This is a genomic window from Prosthecobacter sp., from assembly GCF_044226605.1.
Classification (GTDB): Bacteria; Verrucomicrobiota; Verrucomicrobiia; order Verrucomicrobiales; family Verrucomicrobiaceae; genus Prosthecobacter.
Genome location: NZ_JBGAGS010000019.1, coordinates 123665 through 149336, shown reverse-complemented (window position 1 = coordinate 149336; position 25672 = coordinate 123665). Strand labels below are relative to the sequence as shown.

The following is a 25672-nucleotide window of genomic DNA, read 5'->3' as shown; positions in this document are numbered from 1 at the left end:
TGTGAACGGTGAGCGGGCATTTTGTCATTCGGCATTTCTCCACCTTGACCTCCCGGCCCGCCTCTTGACTTCTTGACGCCCGCCCACGCCATGTCTGACGCCAGCACCACTCCCATGATGAAGCAGTACCTCGCCATCCGGCGCGAGCTGCCGGAGGATGTGCTGCTGTTTTTCCGGCTGGGGGATTTTTATGAGCTGTTCTTTGAGGATGCGAAGACGGCCTCGCCGATTCTGAATGTGGCGCTGACGAAGCGCAACGGGGTGCCGATGTGCGGGGTGCCGCATCATTCATCGCAGGGATACATCGCGAAGCTGATCAAGGCGGGGAAGCGGGTGGCGATCGCGGAGCAGACGACGGATCCGGTGCCGGGGAAAATCGTGGAGCGTGCGGTGTCTCAGGTGCTGAGCGCGGGGACGATCAATGATTTGAACCTGCTGGACTCAAATCGGGCGAACTATCTGGCGGCGGTGTTTCGCGAGGGGAAGAAGATCGGGCTGGCGTATGTGGACCATACGACGGGCGAGTTTGAGGTGGTGGAATTTAAGGATGCGACGGAGCTGGTGGATGAACTGGAGCGGCTGCAGGCGAGTGAGCTGCTGTATAGTGAGGAGCAGAGCGATTTGATCGAGCTGCTGGGCAGGCCGAGCTGTGCACTGGCGGTGGAGGGGTATTTGTTTTTGATTGATCAGGCGCAGCACAGTCTGACGCAGCATTTCAAGGTGCAGTCACTGGATGGTTTTGGCTGTCAGGGACTGAGTGCGGCGATTGGGGCTGCGGGGTGCATTTTGCAGTATCTGCAGTTTCAACTGCGGCGGAGTGTGGACCACATCCAGCGACTTCGGCATGCTCAAATTAGCGATGTGGTGCTGATCGATGCGGCGAGCCAGAGTCATCTGGAACTGGTGACGGCACGTGGTGGGAATGCGCACACGCTGCTGAGCGCGCTGGATCGCACGTGCACGCCGATGGGTGCGCGGAAGCTGCGGCATTGGGTGCTGCATCCGCTGCGGGATCTGGAGACGCTGACGCAGCGGCAGGACATGGTGGCTGCGCTGCTGGAGGAGTCGATGCTGTTTAGCCAGATACGCACGCTGCTGAAGGAGGTGCGGGATCTGGAGCGGACGAGTTCGCGGCTGAGCCAGGGCAGTGGCAACGGGCGTGATCTGCTGATGCTGGCGTCTTCGCTGGAGGTGGTGCCTGCGCTGCGGGCGGCGCTGGAGCAGTTGATTGAAGGGGGAGTGCAGGAGGAGTCGATGACTGAAGGAGGGATCCGGATGATCCCACTCCTGCTGGGACGGTTGCATGATCTGACGGGGATCTCGCAGGAGATTCAGAAAGCGATCGCCGAAGAGCCGCCGATGCAGATCAAGGAGGGCGGCGTGTTTCGTGAGGGGTATCTGCCGGCGCTGGATGAGCTGCGCGCGGCCTCGACGCTGGGCAGGCAATGGATCGCGGATTTGCAGAATCGGGAGATCGAGCGCACGGGGATCAAGAGTCTCAAGATCAAGTACAACGCGGTGTTTGGGTACTTCATTGAGATCACGAAGGCGAATGTGGGCAGTGTGCCACCGGATTATCATCGCAAGCAGACGACGGTGAACGGTGAGCGCTACATCACCGATGAGCTGAAGCGGATGGAGGACAAAATCCTCGGCAGCGAGGAGCGCAGCAAGGCGCTGGAGTATGAGGAGTTTCTCGGGCTGCGCGGGCGGGTGCTGGAGCATCTGGCGCACATTCAGGAGACGGCGGAGACGATTGCGATTCTGGATGCGCTGGGATCGCTGGCGGAGACGGCGCGGCTGTTTAACTACACGCGGCCGGTGCTGAATGAGACGCGCAATTTGTTCATCCGCGATGGGCGGCATCCGGTGCTGGATCAGAACCTGACGAGTGGCGAGCGCTTTGTGCCGAATGACATCACGCTGGAGCCTGAGGAGAGCCGCCTGATTTTGATCACGGGTCCGAACATGGCGGGTAAGAGTACGTACCTGCGAATGACGGCGCTGCTGACGCTGATGGCGCAGATCGGCAGTTATCTGCCTGTGCTCAGCGCGGAGGTGGGGCTGGTGGATCGCATCTTTACGCGCATCGGCGCGAGTGATGACATCGCGCGGGGGCAGAGTACCTTCATGGTGGAGATGAATGAGACGGCGCTGATTTTGAACAATGCGACGGAGCGGAGTCTGGTGATCCTGGATGAGATCGGGCGCGGGACTTCGACGTTTGATGGGCTCAGCATTGCGTGGAGCGTGGCGGAGCATCTGCATGACAAGGTGGGATCGCGCACGTTGTTTGCGACGCACTACCATGAGATCACGGCGCTGGCGCAGAGCCGCAGTGCGGTGAAGAACTATAACGTGGCGGTGAAGGAGTGGAATCACCAGATCATCTTCCTGCGCAAGATCATGCCGGGCAGCGCGGAGAAGAGCTATGGCATTCAGGTGGCGCGGCTGGCGGGGCTGCCGGAGGGCGTGATTGATCGCGCGAAGGAAGTGCTGCTGCAGCTGGAGGCGGGGCATCAGCCGGCGGAGAGTGTGAAGGAGGTGCCGGTGGCGACGAGTGTGCCGGCGAAGACGAGGAAGAAGGCGGTGAGTGATGAGGATGCGGGGCAGATGGTTTTGTTTGGGTAGAAGAGCCAAAAATCAATTCACTCACCTATGCCAAAGCTAGATTCCGCTCCAATTACCAAGGACGACTTGCTGTTATACTTGAACACGGCAGATGATTTCCAATTCGAGATCGATGTTTTTCGTTCATGCATGGAAAAAGATAGAACTGCGGAGCATGGTGGAACATACCAAGACCCTTTGACTGGAAAAGATCGGCAGTTTGATATCAGGATGAAGTTCACACAAGGTTCAAGCATACTCCGACTCGCTGTTGAATGTAAAAATCTGAAGAAGCATTATCCTCTGCTCGTCAGCCGAATCCCAAGACGCCGAGAAGAAGCTTATCATCATGCGGTGCGCACTGGTAAAGAAAACTGCTGGTCATACAGATTTCCGCCAGCACACACAATGTACCGGAAAAATGAACTTGTTGGTAAGTCGACCACGCAAGTCGGCAAAACTGCAACTAAGGACAAAGAATTGACGGCTAGTGACTCGGAGGTTTTTGACAAGTGGAGTCAAGCTTTGGCCTCGTCCTTCGACTTGGTCTCAGATGCCGGAACATCGCTCAATGAATTTGAAAACACGTGTCTTACAACAGTGATTATTCCTGTCTTGGTGGTATCAGACGGTACGCTTTGGGCCATTGATTACTCTGCAAATGGACAGATTGCCGATGAACCAAAGCAAGTGGATGAATGCACCATTTTTGTCGGTAAGAAGTATGCTTTCGGCAAAACGCATTCCTTCATGGAGCATCAAATATCACACCTGCATGTTTATACAAAAAAGGGGTTTGATGCCTTTTTAGAGCATATTCGATCAGATGATTCTTGGGAGGACGTTTTTCCTCTTCATACGATTACTTGAAAATACAAACATCACCATGCGCACGCTTCTCCTTCCTTTCGTTCTTTCGTCACTCGCCTTCGCGGATACAGCCACACCCAAACTTCCGGGCATTGGCGAGGCGATGGAGGGGATGATTGCAAAGAATGAAGTGGCGGGGGTGGTGACGGTGGTGGCGAGGAAGGATGGGGTAGTGCATCTGGAGGCGAGTGGGATGGCGGACGTGGAGAAGCAGAAGGTCATGAATGTGGACACGATGTGCTGGATTGCTTCGATGACAAAGCCGGTGACCGGCGTGGCGATCATGATGCTGCAGGATGAGGGGAAGCTGAACATTGAGGATCCGGTGGCGAAGTATCTGCCGGAGTTTGCGGGGCTGAAAACGCCTTCGGGCAAGGCGGCGAATCTGACCATCACGCAGATTTTGACGCATACCTCGGGGCTGGGGGAGGCGGGTGGTGCGAAGGCGCAGGAGGCGCATACGCTGGCGGATCTGGTGCCGATCTGGATGGCGACGCCGATGCAGTTTGAGCCGGGAGCGAAATGGCAGTACTGCCAGTCGGGCATCAATGCGGCGGCACGCATTGTGGAGGTGATCAGCGGGATGACGTTTGATGAGTTTTTGCAGAAGCGCGTGTTTGATCCGCTGGGCATGGCGAACACGACCTTTTATCCCACGGATGCGCAGTGGAGCAGCGTGGCCACGGGTTATGCGAAGAACAAGGAGAGCGGCAAACTGGAGGCGGTGCCGCCACGCGGTGACTTCGGCAAACGCGGTCGGCCGCCGCAGGGCAATGGCGGGTTGTATTCCTGCGCGAAGGATTACACGCGCTTTTGCCAGATGCTGCTCAATGGCGGCACGCTGGAGGGCAAACGCATTCTGAGTCCGGAGGCGGTGAAGATTCTTTCGTCTGTGCACACGGGCGATCTGCCCTGCGGGTTTTTCCAGAAGGCGGAGTTCGGCAGTCACGGCAAGAACTACGGCTGGGGCATCGGTGCCTGTGTGCTGAAGGAGCCGCATGAGGGTCTGGCGGCGATGCTTTCGGCGGGGACTTTTGGTCATGGAGGTGCGTGGGGTACGCAGGCGTGGATCGATCCGAAGAAGGAGGTCATCTATGTGCTGATGGTGCAGCGTGCGAACTTCCCCAACAGCGACGCGAGTCCGGTAAGGGAGGCGTTTCAGAATGCGGCGGCGAAGGCGATGGGGAGGTGATGGGGGATCCGGCGGACAGTCTGCCGATGTGGACATACGGCAATGCGGCTTGCCTGAGAGTCATCACGTGGGAGTGCGGAGTATCTTGAAACTGCGGAGCGGTGCGGCATCGGAGTGCCGCGCTCCCAGGGGGGAACCGTCTAACGCTGCTGCAAGGAGCGATCCACGAGGCCTTCGTAGATTTTGCGGCGTTCGTCGAGGCCGAGGCCTTTGTTGCGGAGGCCGAGCATTTGTTGATTGATGGTCTCGCGCTGGGAGGTGCTGAGGCGCCCGAGTTTGGCGACCATTTCGGGGGGTGGGGCTTTGGGGTAGCCGTCCGAGGAGAAGCCTTCCTTGTAATTTACGGCGGCGGTTTTGGCCTCGCTCAGCTGAGAGGAGGTGAGCTGCGGGGTGCTGCCACCGGAGCCGCTGGAGCTGCCGCCTGATTTTGTGCGCGGGGGTCTGGGCGGGGGCTTTTGGTAGCGGACGGAAATGACTTCGCCGCCGGGGACCTGGATTTTGGCGGACCAGGTTTGCATTTCATCGCTGACGCCGCCGACGCCGACGAGCTGCCAGCCCTGGTAGTTGGGGATTCTGGATACGACGTGGGACTCGAAGGTTTTGGTATCGAGCAGAGTGGCGTAAACGTCTTTTTCGAAATGGGCGACGCCGGTGAGGATGAGGGAGTCTGAGACGCCGAGAGAGCGGGTGAAGGGGGAGTTCGTCACGAGGGCTTCGAACTCCTCCATATTGACAACGCGGGGGATGGCGCCGTCGTCGTCTGGGAGCCGAGGCTGCGGCATGGGCATGCCATCTTGGGCCTGCAGTGGAAGGGCCAGACACAGGGCGGCGAGAACTGCGGATGGCAGTGACTTCGCGGGCCTTTTTTCTGTGTCATGAGGCGGGAGGCTCATGCAGAAAATACGGCGGGTAGCTGAAGGAACCATCACGGCAGCTTCTGAAATTCCTGCCAGCCTTCCCAGGCGATGCGCTGGAGGTCGGCGCGGTCTTTTTCGGAGAATTTGCGGGTGATGGGGTTGCCGTCGCGGTCCTTGGTGGGATCGTTTTTTGGGGCGTCCATACTGCGTGTGTCTGTGATGGAGTCGATGGGGAGGCCGACGGGGCTTTGATTGAAGAGGGCGGAGTACAGAGTGCAGGCGGTGAGGTAGGCCATGGTCTGATTGAGATGGTTGTCATTGACGAAGCGCAGGGTGATATCTGGACGCTGGGTCTGGCAACGAAGGGCGACGATGGCCATGGGCGCGACGGAGGCACCGGTCTGCTTTGCGAGAGCGGCAATGGCGCGCTCTTTTTTGAGGATGCGATCGGAGTCGGGGGCGGCGGTGAGGGGCTTTTCGTTTTGGGTCTGGGGCGTGGTCTCGTAGAGAATGACGCGGGCGCCCTGGGCTTTGGCGAGTGCGGCGAATTTGGGGGCGTATTCGGCGTAGAGGGTAGGATCGCCTTCGGTGTCGTCGCGGTAGGACTGGAGGACGACGATGTCCCAGGGCTTGCGGTTGGCTTCGAGTTTGGCAAGCACCTGGGCATGGCGCTCGAGGGCGCTTTTGGCGTATTTGTCCTTGGGGTCCTGAGCGTCTTTTTCGAGGGCGGCGATGGTGGCCTTTTCCTCGGCCTCCGTGAGGGTGGATTGTTTGACGATGTTCTGGCTGCCGAGGCGCCAGTGGTCTCTCAAGGTGCGGCCGCCGTAGATGACGTCGGTGCGATTGAAGGTGAGGCCTGGCTGGCCGGCCTCGGCCATGGCTTTGACGACGGTGGAGAGATTGTGGCGGGCGGTGAAGCTGTTGCCGATGAAGAGGACGTTGAGCGTTTTGGGCGCGTCGGCGGCAGCGGCGGTGAGAGGAAGTGAGACGAGCGCGAGAGCCGTGAGTGCGAGGCGGTGGAGGGTACGTGTCATGGTGGGGCGTGAGAACGCGGCGGGTGGGATTTGTCTCTCAGGGATTTGGTGGGGTGGGGTGGGAAGCGCTGGGTCTAGGCGAAGGACAGAAAGGACTCAAAGGACCCAAGGGACACTGCCTTCTGTGGTGGCCTCGGGTAAAACTTCCCGTGCAAGGAATGCGGCGGCTGGTAGTTTTACGCCACGAACTTCCAACTCTCTTTTATGCCCATGCCTACACGCCGCCATTTTCTTCACACTGCTTTGGGGTTTGCCGCCCTGCCTCATTTTGCGCGTGGCGCTGCTGCTGGCGGACCGAGCCTGGGGTTTAGTTTGTATGGGATGAAGACGCTGGCTTTGAACGAGGCGCTGAAAACGTGTGCGGAGATCGGCTACTCGAATGTGGAACTGGCGCTGAATGCGGACTTTCCGACGGAGCCAAAGTCTTTCTCCGCAGAGGCGCGAAAGGTGGCGGTGCAGCAGCTCGCGGCGCTGAAGCTGGATGTGCCGTGCCTGATGGTAAACGTGAGCCTGACGGCGGATGACAAGGCGCATGCGGTGAACCTGCAAAGCATCAAGGATGCGGCGCAGGTGGCGCGGGACATGAACGCGGCGCAGCCGCCGATCATGGAGACGGTGTGCGGTGGCAAACCGGCGACGTGGGAGCAGCAGAAGGCGGGCATGGTGGAGCGGTTGAAAGCGTGGGCGGAAGTGGCGGAGCAGGAGAAGACGGTGATCGCGATCAAGGCGCATGTGGGCAGCGCGGTGAACTCGCCGGAGCGGCTGCTGTGGTTGATCGATCAGGTGAAGTCTGAAGCGATTCAGGTGACGTATGATTACAGCCACTTTGAGCTGCAGGGGATCGACATGGAGGAGAGCATGAAGCTGCTGCTGCCGCGGACGAAGTTCATTCATGTGAAGGACTCGACGGGGGATGCGGCGAAGTTTCAGTTTTTGCTGCCGGGCGAGGGGCGGACGGATTACGTGAAGTATTTCACGCTGCTCAAAAAGCACGGCTATACCGGGCCGGTGGTGGTGGAGGTGAGCGGGCAGATTTTTAGCAAGCCCGGGTATGATCCAGTGGCGGCTGCGAAGAAGAGCTACGCGGCGCTGGCGGGTGCGCTGGCGAAAGTTGTTTAATTTCGGCTTCGTCTTTCCTTTGTACACAACATCCTACCTTTCCATGACACGAAGCACCTTCCTCAAATCCACCGTGGCCGCCACCGGGCTGGTCGGCGTTGCACAAGAACTGACTGCTGCGGATGCGCCCGGCTCTGCGCCTGAGTATTTTGAAATCCGAAAGTACACGCTGAAAAGCGCGGAGAAGCAGAACGTGCTGGAGGGCTACCTGAAGGATGCGGCGATTCCGGCGCTGAACAGGATCGGGGTGAAGAATGTTGGGGTGTTTCTGCCGGAGAAGGCGGAGACGGCACCTGTGGTGTATGTGGTGCTGCGGCATTGCTCGCTGGAGCAGTTTGCGAAGAGCACGGAACTGCTGGGAGACGCGGCCTTGCAGAAACAGGGTGCGGCGTATCTGGATGCGCCGGCGCCGGATGTTGTTTATGAGCGCGTGGAAAGCTGGCTGACAAAGGGAATCGCGGGCATGCCTGCGATGGACGTGCCGGCGAAGCGCGGCACGGTGTATCAGCTGCGCATTTATGAAAGCCCAACGGAGAAGACCGCGAAGAAGAAGATCGAGATGTTCAACATCGGCGAGCTGGCGATCTTCAAACGGAGCGGTCTGAACTCGGTGTTTTTTGGGGAGACGATCGTGGGGCCGCTGATGCCGAACCTGACGTACATGCTGAGCTTCAGCGACGCGGCGGCGAAGGATCAGGCGTGGAATACGTTCCGCGTGGATCCGGAGTGGACGAAGCTGAAGACAACACCGGGGTTTACGGACAAGGAGATCGTGTCACGCATCACAAACATCGTGCTGGTGCCCGCGACGTATTCGCAGATTTAGCCGCGCATTGGAGGAAGCCGGAAAAACTCCGGCTTCCTGGAATGACCTTCGTTCGAGGACGGGCTGTTACTTGGCCTTGGTCGTGGCTTTGTTCAGCACGCCTTGAAGCGTTTTGGCGAAGGCTGCGGCGGGGGTGCTGCCGACCTGTTTGTCGATCTGTTTGCCGGAGGCGTCGAGGAACTCGATATGGGGAATACCGTTGACGCCGTATTTGCTGGCGACTTTGGCATTGCTCTCGTCATCGATGTCGAGATAGGCCCAGACGAACTTGTCCTGAAGGGGCTTCACCTCTTCGCTGGGATAGACTTCCTTTTTCATGGCCTGGCAGGGCGGGCACCAGGCAGCAGAGAAGACGAGGATGACGGGCTTGCCGGATTTTTTGGCGGCGTTGAGGGCGGAGGTGCTGCTGGTTTTAAATTCCGGACTGCCCTTGGGGAAATCGCTGGCAAGAGTGAGACTGGCTGTGGCGGCAAGAAGGAGGAGAATGACTTTTTTCATGGGAGAGATGATCGGTGGAATGAGGAACGATTGGTGAGATGCACAAGAGGTGTTTTTTATTCCAAGCATTGGAATGCGTTCGCAAGAGGCAGGTGGGGGCGATGGGGATTGACTTGGCGTCAGGCTGACTTACCGCGTGGGGCATGAGCATTTCACGACTGCCGGTTTTTCTCGCCAGTGCTTCACTGGTGTTCACCTTCTCGCTTCAGCCCGGTGCGGCCAATGAGGCGTTTTTCTCGAAAGATGGCAAGACGGTGACGATGGGCCTGGACAGCAGGGGCATACCCGGGCTGATGCAGGTGGACATCGGCACTGGCAAAATTACGCAGGCCCCCATGCCGGCCGAGTTGAAGGATGAGGGCGTGGGAAGCGTGGCCGCGGGCGGCGAGGGCGAGGCTTTGTTTCTGGCGAAAAACGGCGTGTGGGTGTGGACGCCCGGAGCGGCCACGCCCGTGAAGCATGTGTGCGCCACCGCGCCTGCCTTCAATGCCACGGACTTGTTTGTGTCCACGGTGCCCGGAACGCCGCTGACAGACTGTCTCTTTTTGAGTGGCAACGAAACGGCTGAAGCAACAGGCCGGGGCATTTTTTATGGCCGCAAGCCAGGGAGCAAACATCCCTTTCTCTCCATTTTCTGCCGCCGTGTGGAAAATGCGACGGGCGGAGTGTTTTCAGCGGAAGGGCGGCTGTTCTTCATCAGCAGCGGAGATCTGTGGGAGGGCGGCATTCAGCCGGACGATGATACTGGCATGGAGCGACTGGGAACACTGGTGGGTGCGCGCATCGCGCCGCTGGCGGTTCTCAATACGGATGAGGCGAATGGCGGCAGTCTCTGGGTGGAGCAAGTGGCACCCGCTGGGAAGTGGATCTATGTGAAGCTGCGCGGGCACCACATGGCGGCCATCTTGCGCACGCCGATGCCGGCCAGGCCGTTGTATGCGCCGACCTCCGAGGGCACGCCATCGACCCAGGATCATCTTGCGGCGATGTCACACTCGCTGAACCAAACGGAGCTGATCACCGAGGACTCGGAGCATGTGGACGGCTTTTGCGCCACGGAGGTAAACGGCAAACCGCGGGTGTTTTTCTGCGGCGATGTGGAAGAGGGGAAAGGCCCCGCCCTCATGCTTTGGGAAGGCGCGGGGAAGCCGCGAGTGATTGGCCATCTGCCAGCGCAGCAGTGAGGCGGATCAAACGATCACCTTTTTTCAGAACTGGTTTCCATCAGTGCATGGAATGATGGCCACTGTGGTGAGCGCTGCCCGAGTGGCTGGGCGCGGTGCCTCCCGACGGAGCCGGACTGCTGCCGCTGAAGTGATGCCCGCTGTGGTGTGAGCTGCCTCCGCTAAAGCTGCCGCCCGAGCTGCCTGAAGATGCGCCACCAAAGGCGCCGCTGGAATGATGATGGGAGCTGCTGCCGCCAAAGCCGCTGCCGAAGGTGCCACTGGAATGATGAGAGCTGCCTCCAAAACCGGAGGAAGGTGCACTGAAAGGACTGGCAGTGATGTGGCTACCGGAATGGTGCTGATGGTGGTTGTATGCCGGAGCGGAGGAATAACCGTGGCTGGAGTGGTGCTGGGAAGGCGCACCCCAGCCACCGAAGAAGGAAGAGAAGGCCGGAGCGGAATACGAGCGGCTGGGATAACTGCTGTAAGGCCGTGAGCTGTAGTAGTTGTTGTATGAAACCACGGGGCGCGAGTAATAGCTGCTGCCGTAGTAGCCGGGCCGCGAGGAGTAGGACGAATAACTCGAATACGACGGGCCGTACCCGGAGGCATAGGGCCCGCCCACGTCCACACAGGAGGAGAGCGATGCGGCGAGAGCGAGTGACGTGAGAAAAAGGAGCGAGGTGGGTTTCATGTTCCCAAGCTCGGACGAATAGGTCCGCAGCTTATTCATTCGATTGTTGTGGAACCCGACGGGGCCTCTGGCAAAACGGCGGCTAGGCGGAGAGTTCACCTGCCAGCGCTGCGGCTTCTGAAAGGAAGGCCTCTGCCAGAGGTGAGAGGCGGCCGGTCCAAAGTGCGCCAAAGCACAGCGGTGGAAAACCCTCCAGCGGGAGAGCTTTGACATTCGGGGGAAGCTCGAGCCGTGGATGGCGCAGCACGAGGCCAGCGCCGAAGCCTTCCACCACATAGCGCAGCACAAGATCGAGGCTGCCCACTTCGAGGCTGGGCAGCCACTCAACGCCGCGCTGGCGCAGGGCCGACTGGAAGGAGCGTGACACGACGTCCCTGGCCTCCAGCGCCACGAGCGGGAGATCGATGCGGTCCTTTTCGAAGATCTGCTCCGCCTTGGTGATGCCGCTCTGCTTTGGCACCAGGAGGACCATGGGCAGGCGGAGAAGCTCGCGGGAGTCGATGTTCGCCGTGGTTTTTTCCATGAGCGTGCCGAAACCGATGTCCACCTCCTGGGCGGCGAGCAGGGCCTCGATCTCCTGCTGCCGGCCATGCGTAAGCGTGAAGTGAAAGCCCTTCACACGACGCCGCATGCGCACGAAAATCTCCGGCAGGTAGTCGCGCTGCACGATCTCGGCCGAGGCGATGCGCAGGCGGTTTTCGCCGCCCCCGCGCAGGCGGTCGGCCATTTCGGTGAGGCCGCCGAAGAAGGGCGAGATGAAGTCGTAGAGCGTCTGCCCTTCCCGCGAGAGCTGGAAGGGGCGGCGCTGATACAGGGTGATGCCGAGGGAGTCTTCGAGCTGGAGGATCTGCGCGCTGATGGCAGGCTGCTGGATGCCGTAGGGCATGGCGCGCGCGGCCGCGCTGACACCGCCATGCCGCGCGACGTAATAGAAGAGCTCGAGGTGATGAACGTTCATGGCCTGCGGGAGGCTATACGGTTTATCAATGATGCCACCTGGAAATATCAATTTCCCTTGCCGGCCGATCCTGAGAGAGTGGGCGGTGTTATGGACGAAATCCTTTTCATTGTGATGATCATCGGTGGCGCGGTGCTCATTTTGCCGATCATAGCCCTTGTTTCCGCCGCTTCGGCACGGCGAAATGCCAAGGAGCTGAGCGTGAAGCTCGGTGAGCTGCGCGAGGTGGTCACGCGCAGCATCGAACGTGAGGCGCGGCTGATCCTGCGCATCGAAAAACTTGAGGCGGGGAGCAAAGCACTGCCTTGGCAGGAGACTCCTGCGGTGGCGAAAGAAGATGTCAGTGCGCCGGCTGTGGCAGCCGAAGAGACGGCTGCAGCGCCGCCACCGGCGGAAGCAGAGGAGCCGGTCTTTGTGGTGGCGCGGTCCGCGCCGCCACCGATTCCACCTGCGGAAACAGTACCTGCGCTGAAAGCTGTGCCATCCGAGCCTGCCCCCACTGCCTCTGCATCTTCACCTGCGACCGTTCCACCGCCGCCTGCTCCCGCACGGGCGGCGGGCTTCAGCCCGCCCGTTGAATCCAAGCCGTGCCCTGCGCCTCCGCGTGCGCCTGCGCCTAGCCTCAATCTGGAGCAGTTCATGGGAGCCAAGCTCTTCGCGTGGGTGGGCGGTCTGGCGCTGTTTCTGGGCATCATTTTCTTTGTGAAGCTGAGCATTGAGCGCGGATGGATTTCGCCCGAGCTGAGGACGGCCATTGGCTTTGTGATTGGCGCGGGCCTGGTAGGAGCCGGTGTGGTCATACAGCGGCGCGAGCTGTACGCGACTCTGGCGCACACGCTGTGCGCCACCGGCATCGTGGTGCTGTATGGGGTGAGCTTTGCGGCGCATGCGCTGTATCACATACCGCCGTTTGATCATGCGCTGGTGACGTTTGGCCTGATGGCGCTGATCACCGCGACGGCCTTTCTGCTGGCGGTGCGCATGCACGCGCAGGTGGTGGCGGTGCTGGGCATGCTGGGCGGGTTTTTGACGCCGATCCTGTGCTCCACAGGACATGACAATCCGGGCGGGCTGTTTGGATACATCGCGCTGCTGGACATCGGGGTTCTGGCGGTGGCGAAGCACAAGCGCTGGCTGCACCTGACGGCGCTGGCCGCCGCGGGCACGATCGTCATGCAGGCGGGATGGATGCTGAAGTTTTTCCACTCGTCTCATTATGCCATGGGTGCGGCGACATGGGTTCCGGTGGGCGTGTTTCTGGGCTTTGCGATCCTGTTCATGCTGGCGGCCTGGTGGTCGAGGCAGCGTGAGGATGAAGACGGTTTTCCGGCAGGGGCGGCTCTGGCGCTCTGCGGCAGCGCGATGTTTGCAGCCATGGTGTTTCTCGGCTACGGGGCGATCACGGAGCGCCCGGTGCTGCTGTATTCCTTTGTGCTGGGCATCAATGCGGTGGTGATGGCCGTGGTGTGGCTGCAGCCGAAAGTGGCGGGGGCGCAGGGGACAGTGGCCGGGGTGACCTTTTTGCACCTGACGACGTGGACCATCAGCAAACTGACGCCGGAGCTGCTGCCGTATGCGCTGGGCATCTATCTGGCCTTCGGGCTGCTGCACACGGCCTTTGCGGTGCTGTGGCAGAAGCGCAGCCAGAACGCCACAGCCTACATGAGCTGGACGCCGGTGATCACGCTGGTGCTGCTGCTCATGCCGGTGCTGTGCCTGGACTCTGTGAGCCTCATGCTGTGGCCAGCGATCCTGCTGGTGGATCTGCTGATCATCGGTCTGGCGATTTTCACGGGTGCGCTGATTCCCGTGCTGGCCGCACTGGCGCTGACGCTGACCACTGCGGGGGCGTGGCTCATGCAGATGCCGGCGAACACCACGGGGAGCCTGGGGCAGTTCCTCATCGTGCTTGGAGGGTTTGCGGTGCTGTTTGGAATCGCCAGCAGCTTTATCTCGCGCAAAATGCCGAAGGTGCCGATGGCAGGAATGCTGCCGGTGAGCTCGGCGGTGCTGCCGTTTGCACTGCTGATCCTGGCCACGGTGCATCTGCATGTGGCGGATCCTTCATCGATTTTCGGGCTGGCGCTGCTGCTCACGGTGTTTCTGCTGGGGCTGGCGCGCCTCAGCGGCATCACGGTGCTGATTCCCACGGCGCTGGGCTGTGTGCTGGCGCTGGAATGGGCGTGGCACCAGCAGAGCTTCAGCGTGGAGCATGCGACCACGCCGCTGCTGTGGTATCTGGGATTTTATGCGATCTTCACGGCCTATCCGCTGGTGTTTGAGAAGCTCTTTGCCACACGTCAGCTGCCGTGGATTGCCTCGGCTGCCGCGGGATTGGGAACCTTTGGGCTGGTGTACCGACTGGTGGGGCAGGCCTGGCCAAATGAGATGATGGGACTGCTGCCGGTGGCCTTTGCGCTCGCGCCGCTGCTGTGCCTGGTCTTTGTGCTGAAGCAGCACAGGGCGGAGAATCCGGCGCGCCTGGCACAGCTGGCGTGGTTTGGCGGGGTGGCGCTGTTTTTCATCACGCTGATCTTCCCGATCCAGTTCGAGAAACAGTGGATCACGCTGGGCTGGGCTCTGGAGGGCGCGGCGCTGTGCTGGCTCTTCCTCCGCGTGCCACACCCGGGTCTGCGCGGCACAGGCGCCGTGCTGCTGGTGGCGGCGTTTGCACGGCTGGCGCTGAATCCTGCGGTGCTGGAATACCAAGTGCGTGGTGAGACGGCGATCCTGAACTGGCAGCTGTATGCCTACAGCCTTTCAGCGCTGGCATTGTTTGCGGCGGCACGCTGGCTGACGCCGCCGAACCATCGCTGGGGCGCGGTGAATCTGCGCGGGCTTTTCTGCGCGCTGGGTGGCATCCTGCTCTTTCTGCTGCTGAACATTGAGATCGCAGATGCGTTCACACCGGAGGGGGAGAGCTCGATCACCTTTGACTTTGATGGCAACACTGCCCGCGACATGACTTACACCATCGCGTGGGCGCTGTATGCGCTGGGGCTGCTGATCATCGGCATCTGGCAGCGCAATGCGCCGACGCGCTATGCCGGAGTGGGGCTGCTGGCGGTGGCGCTGCTGAAGCTTTTCGTGCATGATCTCGCGAAAATCGAGAGCATCTACCGCATCGGCGCGCTGATGGTGGTGGCCGTCATTGCTCTTGCGGCCTCGTTCCTGTATCAACGTTTCCTCGGTGATGACAAAGGCAATCCCAGACTTTAATCCGTGCGCCCCAAGCCCCAGAACGAGCCAAGGCTCGTGACTACTTTTTTCCAATCATGAAACTGCATCTTCTGCTTCCAGCCCTGTGCGTGTGCTCTGCAGCCCATGCCGCCGACCTCTCAGCCTGGACGCACCGGCAGACGGTGCGGATCACCAGACCGGGGCTGACCCGTATCGAGCTCGAGCCGGCGCTGCTCGGCGCCTCAAAGACCGACGGCGGCGCGGCATTTCATGATCTGCGTGTCATCAGTCCGGCGGGAGCGGAAACGCCCTACATCCTTGCCCTGCCCCGGATGATCCGCCCCCAGATGGTGGAGGCGCCAGAATTCAAAGGCTCGCTCAATCCGGCGAGCGTGAACACCGTGCTGGAATTTCGAGCGCCCGCAGGCAGCACGATCTCCGAAGTGGCGCTGCAGACGCCGGAGGTGCAGTTCATCAAATCTGCCACACTGGAGGCCAGCCCCGACGGTGCGCGCTGGCAGACGCTGGCGAACAACCAGCTGATCTTCCGGCAGAGCGGGACGGAGAAACTGCGCTTCAGCTTTGCCGCAGCGGCGTGGACGCACTTCCGCGTGACGCTGGATGATTCGCGCAGCAAGCCGGTGGTCTTTCTCGGTGCGCAGGTGCGGCGGGATCTGCCTGAACTGCGCACGCTGCCGCAAACGGTGACGATCCGGGGGCGGACAGAGACTGCGGGTGAGACGCACCTCAAACTGGACCTGGGCAGCGCTAACGTGCTGCTGGGGAATGTGCGGCTGCACACGCCGGAGCCGGTGTTTCAGCGGGAGGCCACGCTGCTGAATGCCCGCGCCCGGCTTTTCCGCCTGCAATACGAAGGCCGCAGCGCGGAGGAGATGGACATGAGTGTGCATCAGCTGGCCACGACGCGTGAAGTGGAACTCATCATTCGCAATGGCGACAGCCCGCCGCTGCGCATCGAGCACATCGAGGCGACGCGGCACCCGGTGCCGGCGGTGTTTCAGGCGGACGCGGCGGGAGACTGGCAGTTTTACATTGGCAACGCGCAGGCTGCGGAGCCGCGCTATGACATCGCCGCACTCGGCGAAAAGCTGCGGGATGCGGGCGCGCAGTCCGGCATGGCCAGCGCTGTGGAAGAGAACCCGGTCTTCAACAAAAAGGCCACTGCGCCGGATGTGGGCGATGTGGGTCCGGCGATCGATGTGTCTCCATGGGCGTTTCAACGGCCGGTGAAATTCACCGAGGCAGGTGTGGTCGTGGTGGAGCTGATGCCTGAAGTGCTGGCACGTGCGGCGAATGACCTGCATGATGTGCGCGTGGTGCGGGACGGGCGCCAGATTCCGTTTCTGGCCATTAAACCGGGCCTGGAACGAGAGCAGCCGGTGGCCATCATCGAAGTGAGCGATCCCAAAGAAACCACGTGGTCGAAGTGGGACATCCAGATGCCGTTTGCCAACTATCCCGCGAGCGAACTGCTGCTGGACTCGCCCACGCCTTTGTTTGCACGCACGCTCACGGTTTCCGAACAGCACGAGACAGAGCGGGGGCATTTCGAACGCATTCTGAGCAATGCGAACTGGCAGCGCCGGCCCGGGCAGCCTGCGAGCACCTTTCACCTTTCCCTGTACAGCTCGCCGCGTGCAGGCACGATCCGGGTGGCGACGGACAATGGTGACAATGCGCGGCTGGTGATCACCTCCGCGCGGGTTTTGTATCCGGTGGTGAGGCTGCTGTTCCGGGTGCCGGACACGGCTCCGGTGCAGCTGTGCTACGGCAACCGGACCGCCCCCTACACGCGCTATGATCTGCAGCTGGTGCGGCCTGAGTTTGAAAGTGCGACCAAGGTGGCGGGCACGCTGGGGGATGAAGAAAAGCTGCCGGGGTTTGAGGCGGACCCGGGCAGCCCCGCCGGGAAGGGCGGTCCGTGGATGTGGGCCGCTCTGGCGCTGGTGGTGGGGGCGCTGCTCTGGGTGGTGGCAAAAATGCTGCCGCCAAAAGGGGAGGAGACCAAAGAACCGTGACGGCGGGGCAGACGCCCTGCCGGCCCCACGGCCGACGACGGAGACTTCCATCAAGCGCGGTCTTGGAGCACGAAGCGCCCCTTGCAACCCCGGCCTGCATGCGGACGTTATCTCTCCACCCCCAGCCATGAGCGAAACGTCCGCCCAGCCCCCCAAATTTACCAACGCTCTCGCCAAGGAGAGCTCTCCCTACCTGCTGCAGCATGCGCACAATCCAGTGAACTGGCTGCCGTGGGGGGAGGAGGCGTTCAAGAAAGCGAAGGCGGAGGACAAGCCCATCTTTCTTTCCTCCGGCTACTCGACCTGCCACTGGTGCCATGTGATGGAGCGGGAGTCGTTTGAAAACGAGGAGACGGCGAAGGTCATCAACGAGAATTTCATTCCCATCAAGGTGGACCGCGAGGAGCGGCCGGATGTGGACCTGACTTACATGACGTATGTGCAGGCGGCGAGCGGGCATGGCGGCTGGCCGATGAGCGTCTTCCTGACGCCGGAGCTGAAGCCGTTTTATGGCGGCACGTATTACCCGCCTGAGAACACGCCGGGCCGCATTGGTTTTAAGAATCTGCTCAACGAGCTGCACAAGGTGTGGACGGAGGATCGCAAGGGCATCGATGAACGTGCGTCGAGATCCGTGGAGAAGCTGCAGGAGCATCTGGACAACGAGAACACGGCGCTGGATGACATCAACCACGAGACGCTGGTGCAGAAGGCGTATGATGATCTTTCCGGCTCGTTTGATTATCACGAGGGCGGATTTGGCAGCGCGCCGAAGTTTCCTCGGCCAACAACACTGAACCTGCTGATGCGCATCCACCGCATCTTTGCGGAAAGGAAGGGCGAGGACCGCCAGTCCGAGAGCGACTGGGCGATGGAGATGACGGTGAAGACGCTGCGCGGCATGGCGAATGGCGGCATGCGGGACCACCTCGGCGGCGGGTTTCACCGCTACAGCGTGGACGGCTACTGGCACATCCCCCATTACGAAAAGATGCTGTATGATCAGGCGCAGCTGCTCACGGCGTACACGGAGGCCTGGCAGCTCACGCAGAATGCGATGTTTGAAGGAATCGTGCGCAGCACCGTGGCGTATGTGAAGCGGGATCTGCGGCAGAAGGACGGGGGCTTTTTCTCCGCTGAAGATGCGGACAGCCTGGCTGCTGCTGATGCGGAGCATAAAACGGAGGGAGCCTTCTACGTGTGGAAGGCGGCGGAGATCGATGAACTGCTGGGCAAGGAGAACGGCAGCATCTTCCGCTATGCCTACGGCGCCCGCCGTGATGGAAATGCGCGCGCTGAAAGCGATCCGCATGGCGAACTCAAGGGCCTGAACACGCTGTACCGCGCGGCGTCCTTCAAGAAGACGGGTGAATACTTCAAGAAGTCGCCGGAAGAGATCAAGGCGATCATCGACAAAGGAACGGCCACGCTGCTGGAAGCGAGAGCGAAGCGTCCGCGCCCGCATCTGGATGACAAGGTCATCGCCGCGTGGAACGGACTCATGATTTCAGGGCTGGCTCGCGCTGGCGCGGCCTTCGGCGATGCGGAGATGATCAAGCTCGCCGCAGGTGCCGCGCAGTTTTTGCATGACCAGCTCTGCACCACGCCGGGCAAGGAGCTGCACCGCTCCTGGCGCGAAGGCGAGCGCGGACCACGAGCGTTTGCGATTGATTACGCGTGTCTGATTCACGGCCTGATCGATCTGTACCAAGCTTCGTTTGACGTGAAGTGGCTGCAATGGGCCACGGCTTTGCAGACGGAGATGGACGCGCTGTTTCTCGACACAAAACACGGCGGCTACTACAGCGTGCACACGGACATGCCGAACAGCGTGCTGCGGATCAAGGAAGACTACGACGGCGCCGAGCCTTCGCCGAACTCGCTGGCCTCGCTCAACCTCGTGCGCCTCAGCGCGCTGCTGGCCAGGGATGAATGGAAGAAGCAGGCGGAGAAGATTTTTGCGCTGTTTGGCTCGACGCTGCAGAGCAGTCCATCCTCCGTGCCGGTGATGGCCATCGCCTTCGACATGCATCACCGCGGCAAGCAGCAGATCGTGCTGGCGGGAGATCCCGCGAGCGAAGGTTTCAAGACGCTGGCAGCGAACGTGCAGCGGCGTTTTCTGCCCACGGCGGTGATTCTCTGCGCCGATGGCGGCGCCGGGCAGCAGTGGCTCGGGACGCAGAATGAAGTGCTGGCGGGGATGAAGCCGGTGAATGGGGCGCCTGCGGCGTATGTGTGCCAGAACTTTACGTGCCAGGCGCCGGTGACGACGGCGGAGGGGCTGGAGGGGGTGCTGGGGAAAAATCCTTGAGCAGGAGGCATCCCCCACGTATTTTAACGCTATGGTTATCGAGCAACATCCATCCCTCCACTCCCTGAGTGTTGAAGAAAAGCTCCAGCTTTCCGAGGAGCTGTGCCTGGACGCTCTTCTTGATGCGCAGCGAAACCCGGCTTTGCGCGAGATGGTGCAGCGGCGCCTCCAGGATTTTCGCGATGACCCTGATAGCGGTATTGCGTGGGATGACCTCAAAGGAAAGATTCTTTCCCGCCAGAAGGTTGCATGATGGAAATCATTTGGACTGCCGGAGCCGGACGGGAACTTCAGGAAGTTTTTGAACAACTTGAAGATGCCCGTGAAAACAGCGGGCTGGGTCTGATCGCTGAAGTGCAGCGGATGTTGGCATTGCTCTCTGCGCAGCCTCATATGGGCAGCTTCTTTGAAAAGCCTGCTCGGAAGCTGCTCGTGGCGAATCGTTATGGCATTATTTATTCGCCAGAGGACCGAGGCGTGGTGGTGCTCTCGTTTGTGGATATGAGGCGTGATTTGCAGCCGCTACGCAAACGCATTCGAGACTGGCACGGCAGGTGAGAACATCCGCCCTTCTTTTCTTTTTCACCATCCCTCAGCGCCCGTTTGCGAGTGTGGGGCGTATCGTTAATCTCGCGCCTCCATGTCTCGAACTGCCAAAAAATCTGCCGCCAAAAATTCACTGCGTGACGTCATTCGCATCCGGGGGGCGAAGCAGAATAATTTGAAGGGGGTGGACCTGGATCTGCCGCTGGGGAAGCTGAATGTGATCACGGGACCAAGCGGGTCGGGGAAGTCGTCGCTGGCGTTTGACACGATCTATGCGGAAGGGCAGCGGCGGTATGTGGAGACGTTCTCTCCCTACACGCGGCAGTTCTTTGAGCGCATGGACAAGCCGAAGGTGGATGCGATCGAGGGCATCCCGCCAGCCATTGCGATTGAGCAGGTGAACAACATGCGCAGCACGCGCTCGACGGTGGGGACGATCACAGAGATCAATGACTACCTCAAAATGCTGTTCCCACGGCTGGCGGAGGCGACTTGTCCGTCCTGCCATCGCACGGTGCGGCCGGAGTCTCCGGAGAGCATTCTAAACGAACTGCTGGGCGCGTTTGCAGGAAAGCAGGCGCTGATTTTGTTTCCGGTGCCAGTGCCGAAGAATGCGGTGACGGCGGATTTTGCGGCGTTTCTGCAAGCCCAGGGTTTTCTGCGGGTGTGGCTGTATGGGAATGTGGTTCGTCTGGATGACGCGGACGCGCTCAAGAGCCGCAAGCTGCCGGCGCAGGTGATGGTGGTTCAGGACCGTGTGACCTTGGAAGCCAAACAGCGCGCACGCGTGAGCGAGGCGCTGGAAGCGGCGCTGCGCTATGGCAAAGGAAAAGTGGCGGCGAGCATCGATGAAGAGACGCGGCACTTTTCCACCGACTGGTCCTGCGCGGACTGCGGCATCACGCTGCCGGCGCCGACTCCGGGTTTGTTCAGCTTTAACAGTCCGATTGGCGCGTGCCCGACCTGCCGGGGTTTTGGCCGCACGCTGGGCCTGGACATGGGCAAGGCGATTCCCGATGAGTCGCTGAGCATTAATCAAGGGCTGGTGCGGCCGTTTCAAGGCAGTACGTATGGTGAGTCACAGCTGGATCTGGAGCGCGCGGCGCGAAAGCGGGGGGTGGACATTCACAAACCGTTTGAGGATTACTCGAAAGAAGACCGCAAGTGGCTCATTGAAGGCACGCGCGACGACCCGGAGGAGGCCTACAACCGAGGCGAGTGGTATGGAGTACGCGGCTTTTTCAAATGGCAGGAGTCGCGCAGCTACAAGATGCATGTGCGCGTCTTTCTGAGCCGCTACCGTGCCTACACCGAGTGCGCGGACTGCGGCGGCGGACGCTTGAAGAAGGAGGCGTACAATTACCGCATCGGGCAGCACACGATTGCAGAGCTTTCACGTCTGCCAGTGAGCGAGCTGCACCCGCTGGTGCAGTCGTGGCCGATCAAGGCGAGTGATCATGTGGCGACGATGTTGCGCGGAGAGATCGCCAGCCGCATCAGCTACATGGATCGCGCGGGGCTGGGCTACCTGAATCTGGACCGGCAGACGCGCACGCTGAGCGGCGGTGAGCTGCAGCGCGTGAATCTGACGACCTGCCTCGGAGCTTCGCTGGTGAACACACTTTTCGTTTTGGATGAGCCGAGCATCGGGCTGCATCCGCGTGACATTGGCAAGCTGATTGGCGTGATGGAAGGGCTGCGCGACAAAGGCAACACGCTGCTGGTGGTGGAGCATGAGGAGGCGGTGATGCGCAGCGCGGACAATCTCATCGACATCGGGCCCGGGCGTGGAGAAAAGGGCGGGGAGCTGGTGTACAGCGGACCGCTGGAGAAGCTGGGGCCGAAGGTGAAATCGCTGACGGGGGATTATCTGTTTGGGAGAAAGTCCGTGCCGGTTCCCGCGCAGCGGAGGCCAGTTCAAAGTTTGAAGTCTCAAGTTTCAAGTTCAGAGGCCGTGGAGGTCAAGGGGCGCCGCAAGGGCAAGCTTGATACTTCAAACCTGAAAGGGGGAACTCTTTCCATCCAAGGTGCGCGGCAAAACAATCTGAAGAAGCTGGATGTGAACATTCCGCTGGGGGTTTTCTGCTGCATCACGGGCGTGAGCGGGTCGGGGAAATCGACGCTGGTGCATGATGTCTTGTATCGGAATTTGCAAAGACTGCGTGGTGAGGTGTGCGAGGAAGAGCCGGGCCGTGTGAGCAAGATCACGGGCTGGGAGCAGCTGCATGAGGTGGTGATGGTGGACCAGTCGCCGCTGGCACGCACGCCACGTTCCACACCGGCGGTGTTTCTGGGCGCGTTTGATCACATTCGCACGTTATTTGCGGAGACGGAAGATGCGAAAGCGCAGGGCATCATGCCGGGCTTTTTCAGCTTCAACTCCGGCGAGGGGCGCTGCGAGCGCTGCGCGGGGAACGGCTTTGAAAAGATCGAGATGCAGTTCCTCAGCGATCTGTATGTGACCTGCCCGGAGTGCGAGGGGAAGCGGTACCAGCCGCATGCGCTGAAGATCATGCTGCATGGCCGGAGCATTCACGATGTGCTGGGCATGACGGCAGAGGATGCGGTGGAATGGTTTGGCGGGCCGTTGTTTGAAGAGTCGAAGAAGGCAAAGCAGATCGTTTCTCAGCTCAGCCTTTTGAATGAGGCTGGGCTGGGATACCTGAAGCTTGGGCAGCCGCTGAACACGCTCTCCGGTGGTGAGGCGCAGCGTCTGAAGCTGATCGGGCATTTGATCGAGCACCCTGCCGGCGCGACCACGGGAAGTCTGCTGCTGCTGGATGAACCGACGACGGGGCTGCACTTTGATGACATCGCGCTGCTGGTGAAGCTGATGCAGCGCCTGGTGGATGAGGGGCACAGTCTGCTGGTGATCGAGCACAATCTGGAAGTGATCAAATGCGCCGACTGGGTGATTGATCTGGGGCCGGAAGGTGGAGAAGCGGGTGGAACGCTGGTCGTAGCGGGGACGCCGGAGGAAGTGGCGGAGTGCAGTGCGTCGCATACCGGGCGTTATCTCAGGGACTTGGTTTCAGGTTCAAAGTTTCAAGTTTCAAGTCGTGTGGCCGAGGCGCCGGCGCGTGCCTACGTGGCGCAGCCAGAAACCACAAACGCCATCAGCATTCGTGGTGCGCGTGAGCACAATTTGAAAAACGTCTCGGTGGACATTCCGCGGGATGAGTTTGTGGTGGTGACCGGGCTGAGTGGTTCGGGCAAGTCCTCGCTGGCGTTTGATCTTGTCTTTGCAGAAGGGCAGCGGCGGTTCCTTGACAGCATGTCGGTGTATGCGCGCACCTTTGTGGAGCAGATGGAGAAGCCGGAGGTGGATCTCATCACCGGTGTGCCGCCGACGGTGGCCATTGAACAGCGAATCTCGCGCGGCGGCGGGAAATCAACCGTGGCCACGGTGACGGAGGTGTATCACTTCTTCCGCCTGCTGTTTGCCAAGCTCGGCACGCAATACTGCCCGCACTGCAATGTGCCAGTGAAGAAGCAGAGCGTGCAGGCCATCCTGAAAACGGTGCAGCAGCACCTGCGCAGCGGAGGCGGCGGGCATCTTCTGGCGCCGCTGATCAAGGCGCGCAAAGGCTTCCATACCGATGTGGCGGAGCATGCGGCCAAGCACGGCATCGAGACGCTGCTGGTGGACGGTGAGTTCCGCGACACGATGGGCTTCAAAAAGCTGGAGCGCTTCAAGGAGCACACGATTGATGCGGTGATCGCCCGTGTGTCCAGGAGTGATGACGCTGAGGCGCTGCGCACACAGATCGAAGCCGCGCTCAAAATGGGCAAGGGCACGATCAAGCTGCGCCTGAATGACAGGACGATGCACGTGCTGAGCACGGAGATGAGCTGTCCGTCCTGCGGGCTTTCGTTTGAAGAGCTGGACCCGCGCCTCTTCAGCTTCAACAGCCCGCACGGGTGGTGCAAAGAGTGCCGCGGCTTTGGCTTGAAGGGACATAAGACGGATCACAGCGACCGTGCGCCCGATGTCTCGGTGCTGGAGGCCGAGCTTGAAGAAGAGCGCCGGTTTGAAAGTGCGGACGATGACGAGGATAAACCGCGCGAGATCTGCCCAAGCTGCCAGGGCAGCCGCATCAATGAGATTGGCCGTGCGGTGCAGCTGCAGGGCACCAAGATCCAGCAGTTCGCGGGATTGACGGCAGGAGACGCTGGCAGGCTGCTGGAGAAGCTGAAGTTTGACGGCACGGAGGCGATCATCGCACGGGACATTGTGAAGGAGATTTCCCAAAGGCTGCACTTCATGCAGGAGGTGGGGCTGGGGTATCTGCAGCTGAACCGCAGCGCGGACACGCTGAGCGGCGGGGAGGCACAGCGCATCCGGCTTTCGGCGCAGCTCGGCAGCAACCTGCGCGGCGTGCTCTACGTCCTCGATGAGCCGACCATCGGCCTGCATCCGCGCGACAATGAGAAGCTGCTCGACACGCTGACCGCGCTGCGGGACAAGGGCAACTCGCTGCTCGTGGTGGAGCATGATGATGAGACGATGAAGCGTGCGGACACCATCCTGGATCTCGGGCCGGGTGCGGGCAAGTTTGGCGGGCAGATCGTCGCACAGGGCACGCTGCCCCAGATTTTGAAGAACAAGCAGAGCGTCACTGGCGCCACTTTGCGAGCGCCTTTGCAGCATCCCGTGCGCGGCTCACGGCGTCCCCTTCCCTCGGCCAAGTCCAAAGACGGCTGGCTCACCGTCACCGGCGCGACGGTGAACAATCTCAAAAACGTGGACGTGTCCATCCCGCTCGGACGCCTGACCGTGCTAACCGGCGTGAGCGGCAGCGGCAAGAGCTCATTCATGCATGGCGCGCTCTCACCAGCGGTGCGGGAGAAGATCAGCAAGTCGAAGAGCAAGGCCGCTGTGAAGACATGGAAGAGCATCAGCGGGTTTGAGAATCTGCAGACGGTGCATGAGGTGGATCAATCACCGATTGGCAAAACCAGCCGTTCGTGTCCGGCGACGTACGTGGGCATTCTGGATGACATCCGCAATCTTTTCGCGCAGGTGCCTCTGGCGCGCACACGCGGCTACACGGCGAGCCGTTTCTCTTTCAACACTGAAGGCGGCCGCTGCGAAGTCTGCGGCGGCAATGGCGAGATCAAAGTGGAGATGGCGTTCCTGCCAACCACCCGCGTGCACTGCGAAGCCTGCAACGGCCAGCGGTTCAACCCCTCCACGCTGGAGATTGAGTACAACGACAAAAACATCGGTGACGTGCTGCGCATGAGCATCACGGAGGCGGCGGAGTTTTTCGCGCCGGTGCAGAAGATCGCACGTCCTCTGAGGCTGCTGGCAGACACCGGTCTGGGCTACTTGCAGCTTGGCCAGCCGAGCCCCACGCTCAGCGGTGGCGAGGCGCAGCGCATCAAGCTCGTCACCGAACTGCGCAGCGGCGACGGGCGCACGACGAAGGAGCGGCTCAAGGGCATCACCGTGGCGGGGAAGAGGAATTTGTATCTCATCGAAGAACCGACGATCGGTCTGCACATGCAGGACGTCGCGCGCCTCATCGATGTGCTGCACCGCCTCGTGGATGAAGGCCACACCGTTGTCGTCATTGAACATCACCCGGATGTTTATGCAGAAGCCGACTACCTCATCGACATCGGTCCAGAGGCCGGGCCTGAGGGAGGAAAGCTGGTTGCGGCGGGCACGCCTGAGCAGGTGAAGAAGTGCAAGGCCAGCCAGACAGCGCGGTTTTTGTGAAGCGCTCAGGCCGGCCGATACGCCTGACATCATTCGCATCATCCAGC

General features: G+C 60.8%; 16 protein-coding genes. 11 read left to right on the top strand and 5 right to left on the bottom strand.

The features are described from left to right. The first annotated feature begins 90 nt into the window (after positions 1 to 90). From mutS to ACILSO_RS24230, 3 genes are read left to right on the top strand one after another with little or no spacing between them, the layout of a single operon-like run. A complete protein-coding gene (mutS, locus tag ACILSO_RS24240) occupies positions 91 to 2631 on the top strand; it encodes a DNA mismatch repair protein MutS (RefSeq protein WP_395740057.1) in 2541 nt (846 codons plus the stop codon). A gap of 27 nt (positions 2632 to 2658) precedes the next feature. Continuing rightward, positions 2659 to 3480 (top strand): hypothetical protein, encoded by an 822-nt coding sequence (locus tag ACILSO_RS24235; RefSeq protein ID WP_395740056.1) that lies wholly within the window; start codon positions 2659 to 2661, stop codon positions 3478 to 3480. A 16-nt stretch (positions 3481 to 3496) separates the two neighbouring features. Further along, the gene (locus ACILSO_RS24230) at positions 3497 to 4672 is read left to right on the top strand and encodes a serine hydrolase domain-containing protein (protein WP_395740055.1); all 1176 of its coding nucleotides are present in this window, start codon (positions 3497 to 3499) and stop codon (positions 4670 to 4672) included. 140 nt (positions 4673 to 4812) lie between these two features. Here ACILSO_RS24230 and ACILSO_RS24225 read toward each other — a convergent pair whose 3' ends face one another. After that, positions 4813 to 5565, bottom strand: coding sequence for a hypothetical protein (locus ACILSO_RS24225; RefSeq protein ID WP_395740054.1), 753 nt, complete (start codon positions 5563 to 5565; stop codon positions 4813 to 4815). Positions 5566 to 5597: 32 nt separating this feature from the next. Beyond that, positions 5598 to 6563 (bottom strand): hypothetical protein, encoded by a 966-nt coding sequence (locus ACILSO_RS24220; protein WP_395740053.1) that lies wholly within the window; start codon positions 6561 to 6563, stop codon positions 5598 to 5600. Between the two features lie 210 nt (positions 6564 to 6773). On the opposite strand from ACILSO_RS24220, the gene ACILSO_RS24215 reads away from it, so the two are divergent. Both ACILSO_RS24215 and ACILSO_RS24210 read left to right on the top strand, forming a co-directional pair. Further along, complete coding sequence (locus ACILSO_RS24215) at positions 6774 to 7682, top strand: sugar phosphate isomerase/epimerase family protein (protein WP_395740052.1); 909 nt, start codon at positions 6774 to 6776, stop codon at positions 7680 to 7682. Positions 7683 to 7725: 43 nt separating this feature from the next. Next, positions 7726 to 8508: an NIPSNAP family protein gene (locus ACILSO_RS24210; protein WP_395740051.1), complete on the top strand. Its 783-nt coding sequence runs from the start codon at positions 7726 to 7728 to the stop codon at positions 8506 to 8508. A gap of 66 nt (positions 8509 to 8574) precedes the next feature. On the opposite strand, the gene ACILSO_RS24205 is transcribed toward ACILSO_RS24210, so the two are convergent. Beyond that, positions 8575 to 9006, bottom strand: coding sequence for a thioredoxin family protein (locus ACILSO_RS24205; protein WP_395740050.1), 432 nt, complete (start codon positions 9004 to 9006; stop codon positions 8575 to 8577). A 143-nt stretch (positions 9007 to 9149) separates the two neighbouring features. Here ACILSO_RS24205 and ACILSO_RS24200 point away from each other — a divergent pair, with 143 nt between their 5' ends. Further along, complete coding sequence (locus ACILSO_RS24200; RefSeq protein ID WP_395740049.1) at positions 9150 to 10190, top strand: hypothetical protein; 1041 nt, start codon at positions 9150 to 9152, stop codon at positions 10188 to 10190. 40 nt (positions 10191 to 10230) lie between these two features. On the opposite strand, the gene ACILSO_RS24195 is transcribed toward ACILSO_RS24200, so the two are convergent. Next, complete coding sequence (locus tag ACILSO_RS24195) at positions 10231 to 10866, bottom strand: hypothetical protein (RefSeq protein ID WP_395740048.1); 636 nt, start codon at positions 10864 to 10866, stop codon at positions 10231 to 10233. An 82-nt stretch (positions 10867 to 10948) separates the two neighbouring features. Further along, entirely contained in the window at positions 10949 to 11824 is an 876-nt protein-coding gene (locus ACILSO_RS24190; protein ID WP_395740047.1) for a LysR family transcriptional regulator, read from the bottom strand. Between the two features lie 90 nt (positions 11825 to 11914). On the opposite strand from ACILSO_RS24190, the gene ACILSO_RS24185 reads away from it, so the two are divergent. The 5 genes from ACILSO_RS24185 to ACILSO_RS24165 all read left to right on the top strand — a co-directional run bounded on the left by ACILSO_RS24185 (position 11915) and on the right by ACILSO_RS24165 (position 25625). Then, the gene (locus ACILSO_RS24185; protein WP_395740046.1) at positions 11915 to 15043 is read left to right on the top strand and encodes a DUF2339 domain-containing protein; all 3129 of its coding nucleotides are present in this window, start codon (positions 11915 to 11917) and stop codon (positions 15041 to 15043) included. Between the two features lie 56 nt (positions 15044 to 15099). Beyond that, positions 15100 to 17043, top strand: a complete 1944-nt coding sequence (locus ACILSO_RS24180) for a hypothetical protein (protein WP_395740045.1) — start codon at positions 15100 to 15102, stop codon at positions 17041 to 17043. A gap of 127 nt (positions 17044 to 17170) precedes the next feature. Continuing rightward, positions 17171 to 19354: a thioredoxin domain-containing protein gene (locus ACILSO_RS24175; RefSeq protein ID WP_395740044.1), complete on the top strand. Its 2184-nt coding sequence runs from the start codon at positions 17171 to 17173 to the stop codon at positions 19352 to 19354. Between the two features lie 249 nt (positions 19355 to 19603). Continuing rightward, entirely contained in the window at positions 19604 to 19912 is a 309-nt protein-coding gene (locus ACILSO_RS24170) for a type II toxin-antitoxin system RelE/ParE family toxin (RefSeq protein ID WP_395740043.1), read from the top strand. An 82-nt stretch (positions 19913 to 19994) separates the two neighbouring features. Continuing rightward, positions 19995 to 25625: an excinuclease ABC subunit UvrA gene (locus tag ACILSO_RS24165; protein ID WP_395740042.1), complete on the top strand. Its 5631-nt coding sequence runs from the start codon at positions 19995 to 19997 to the stop codon at positions 25623 to 25625. The last annotated feature ends 47 nt before the right edge of the window (positions 25626 to 25672 follow it).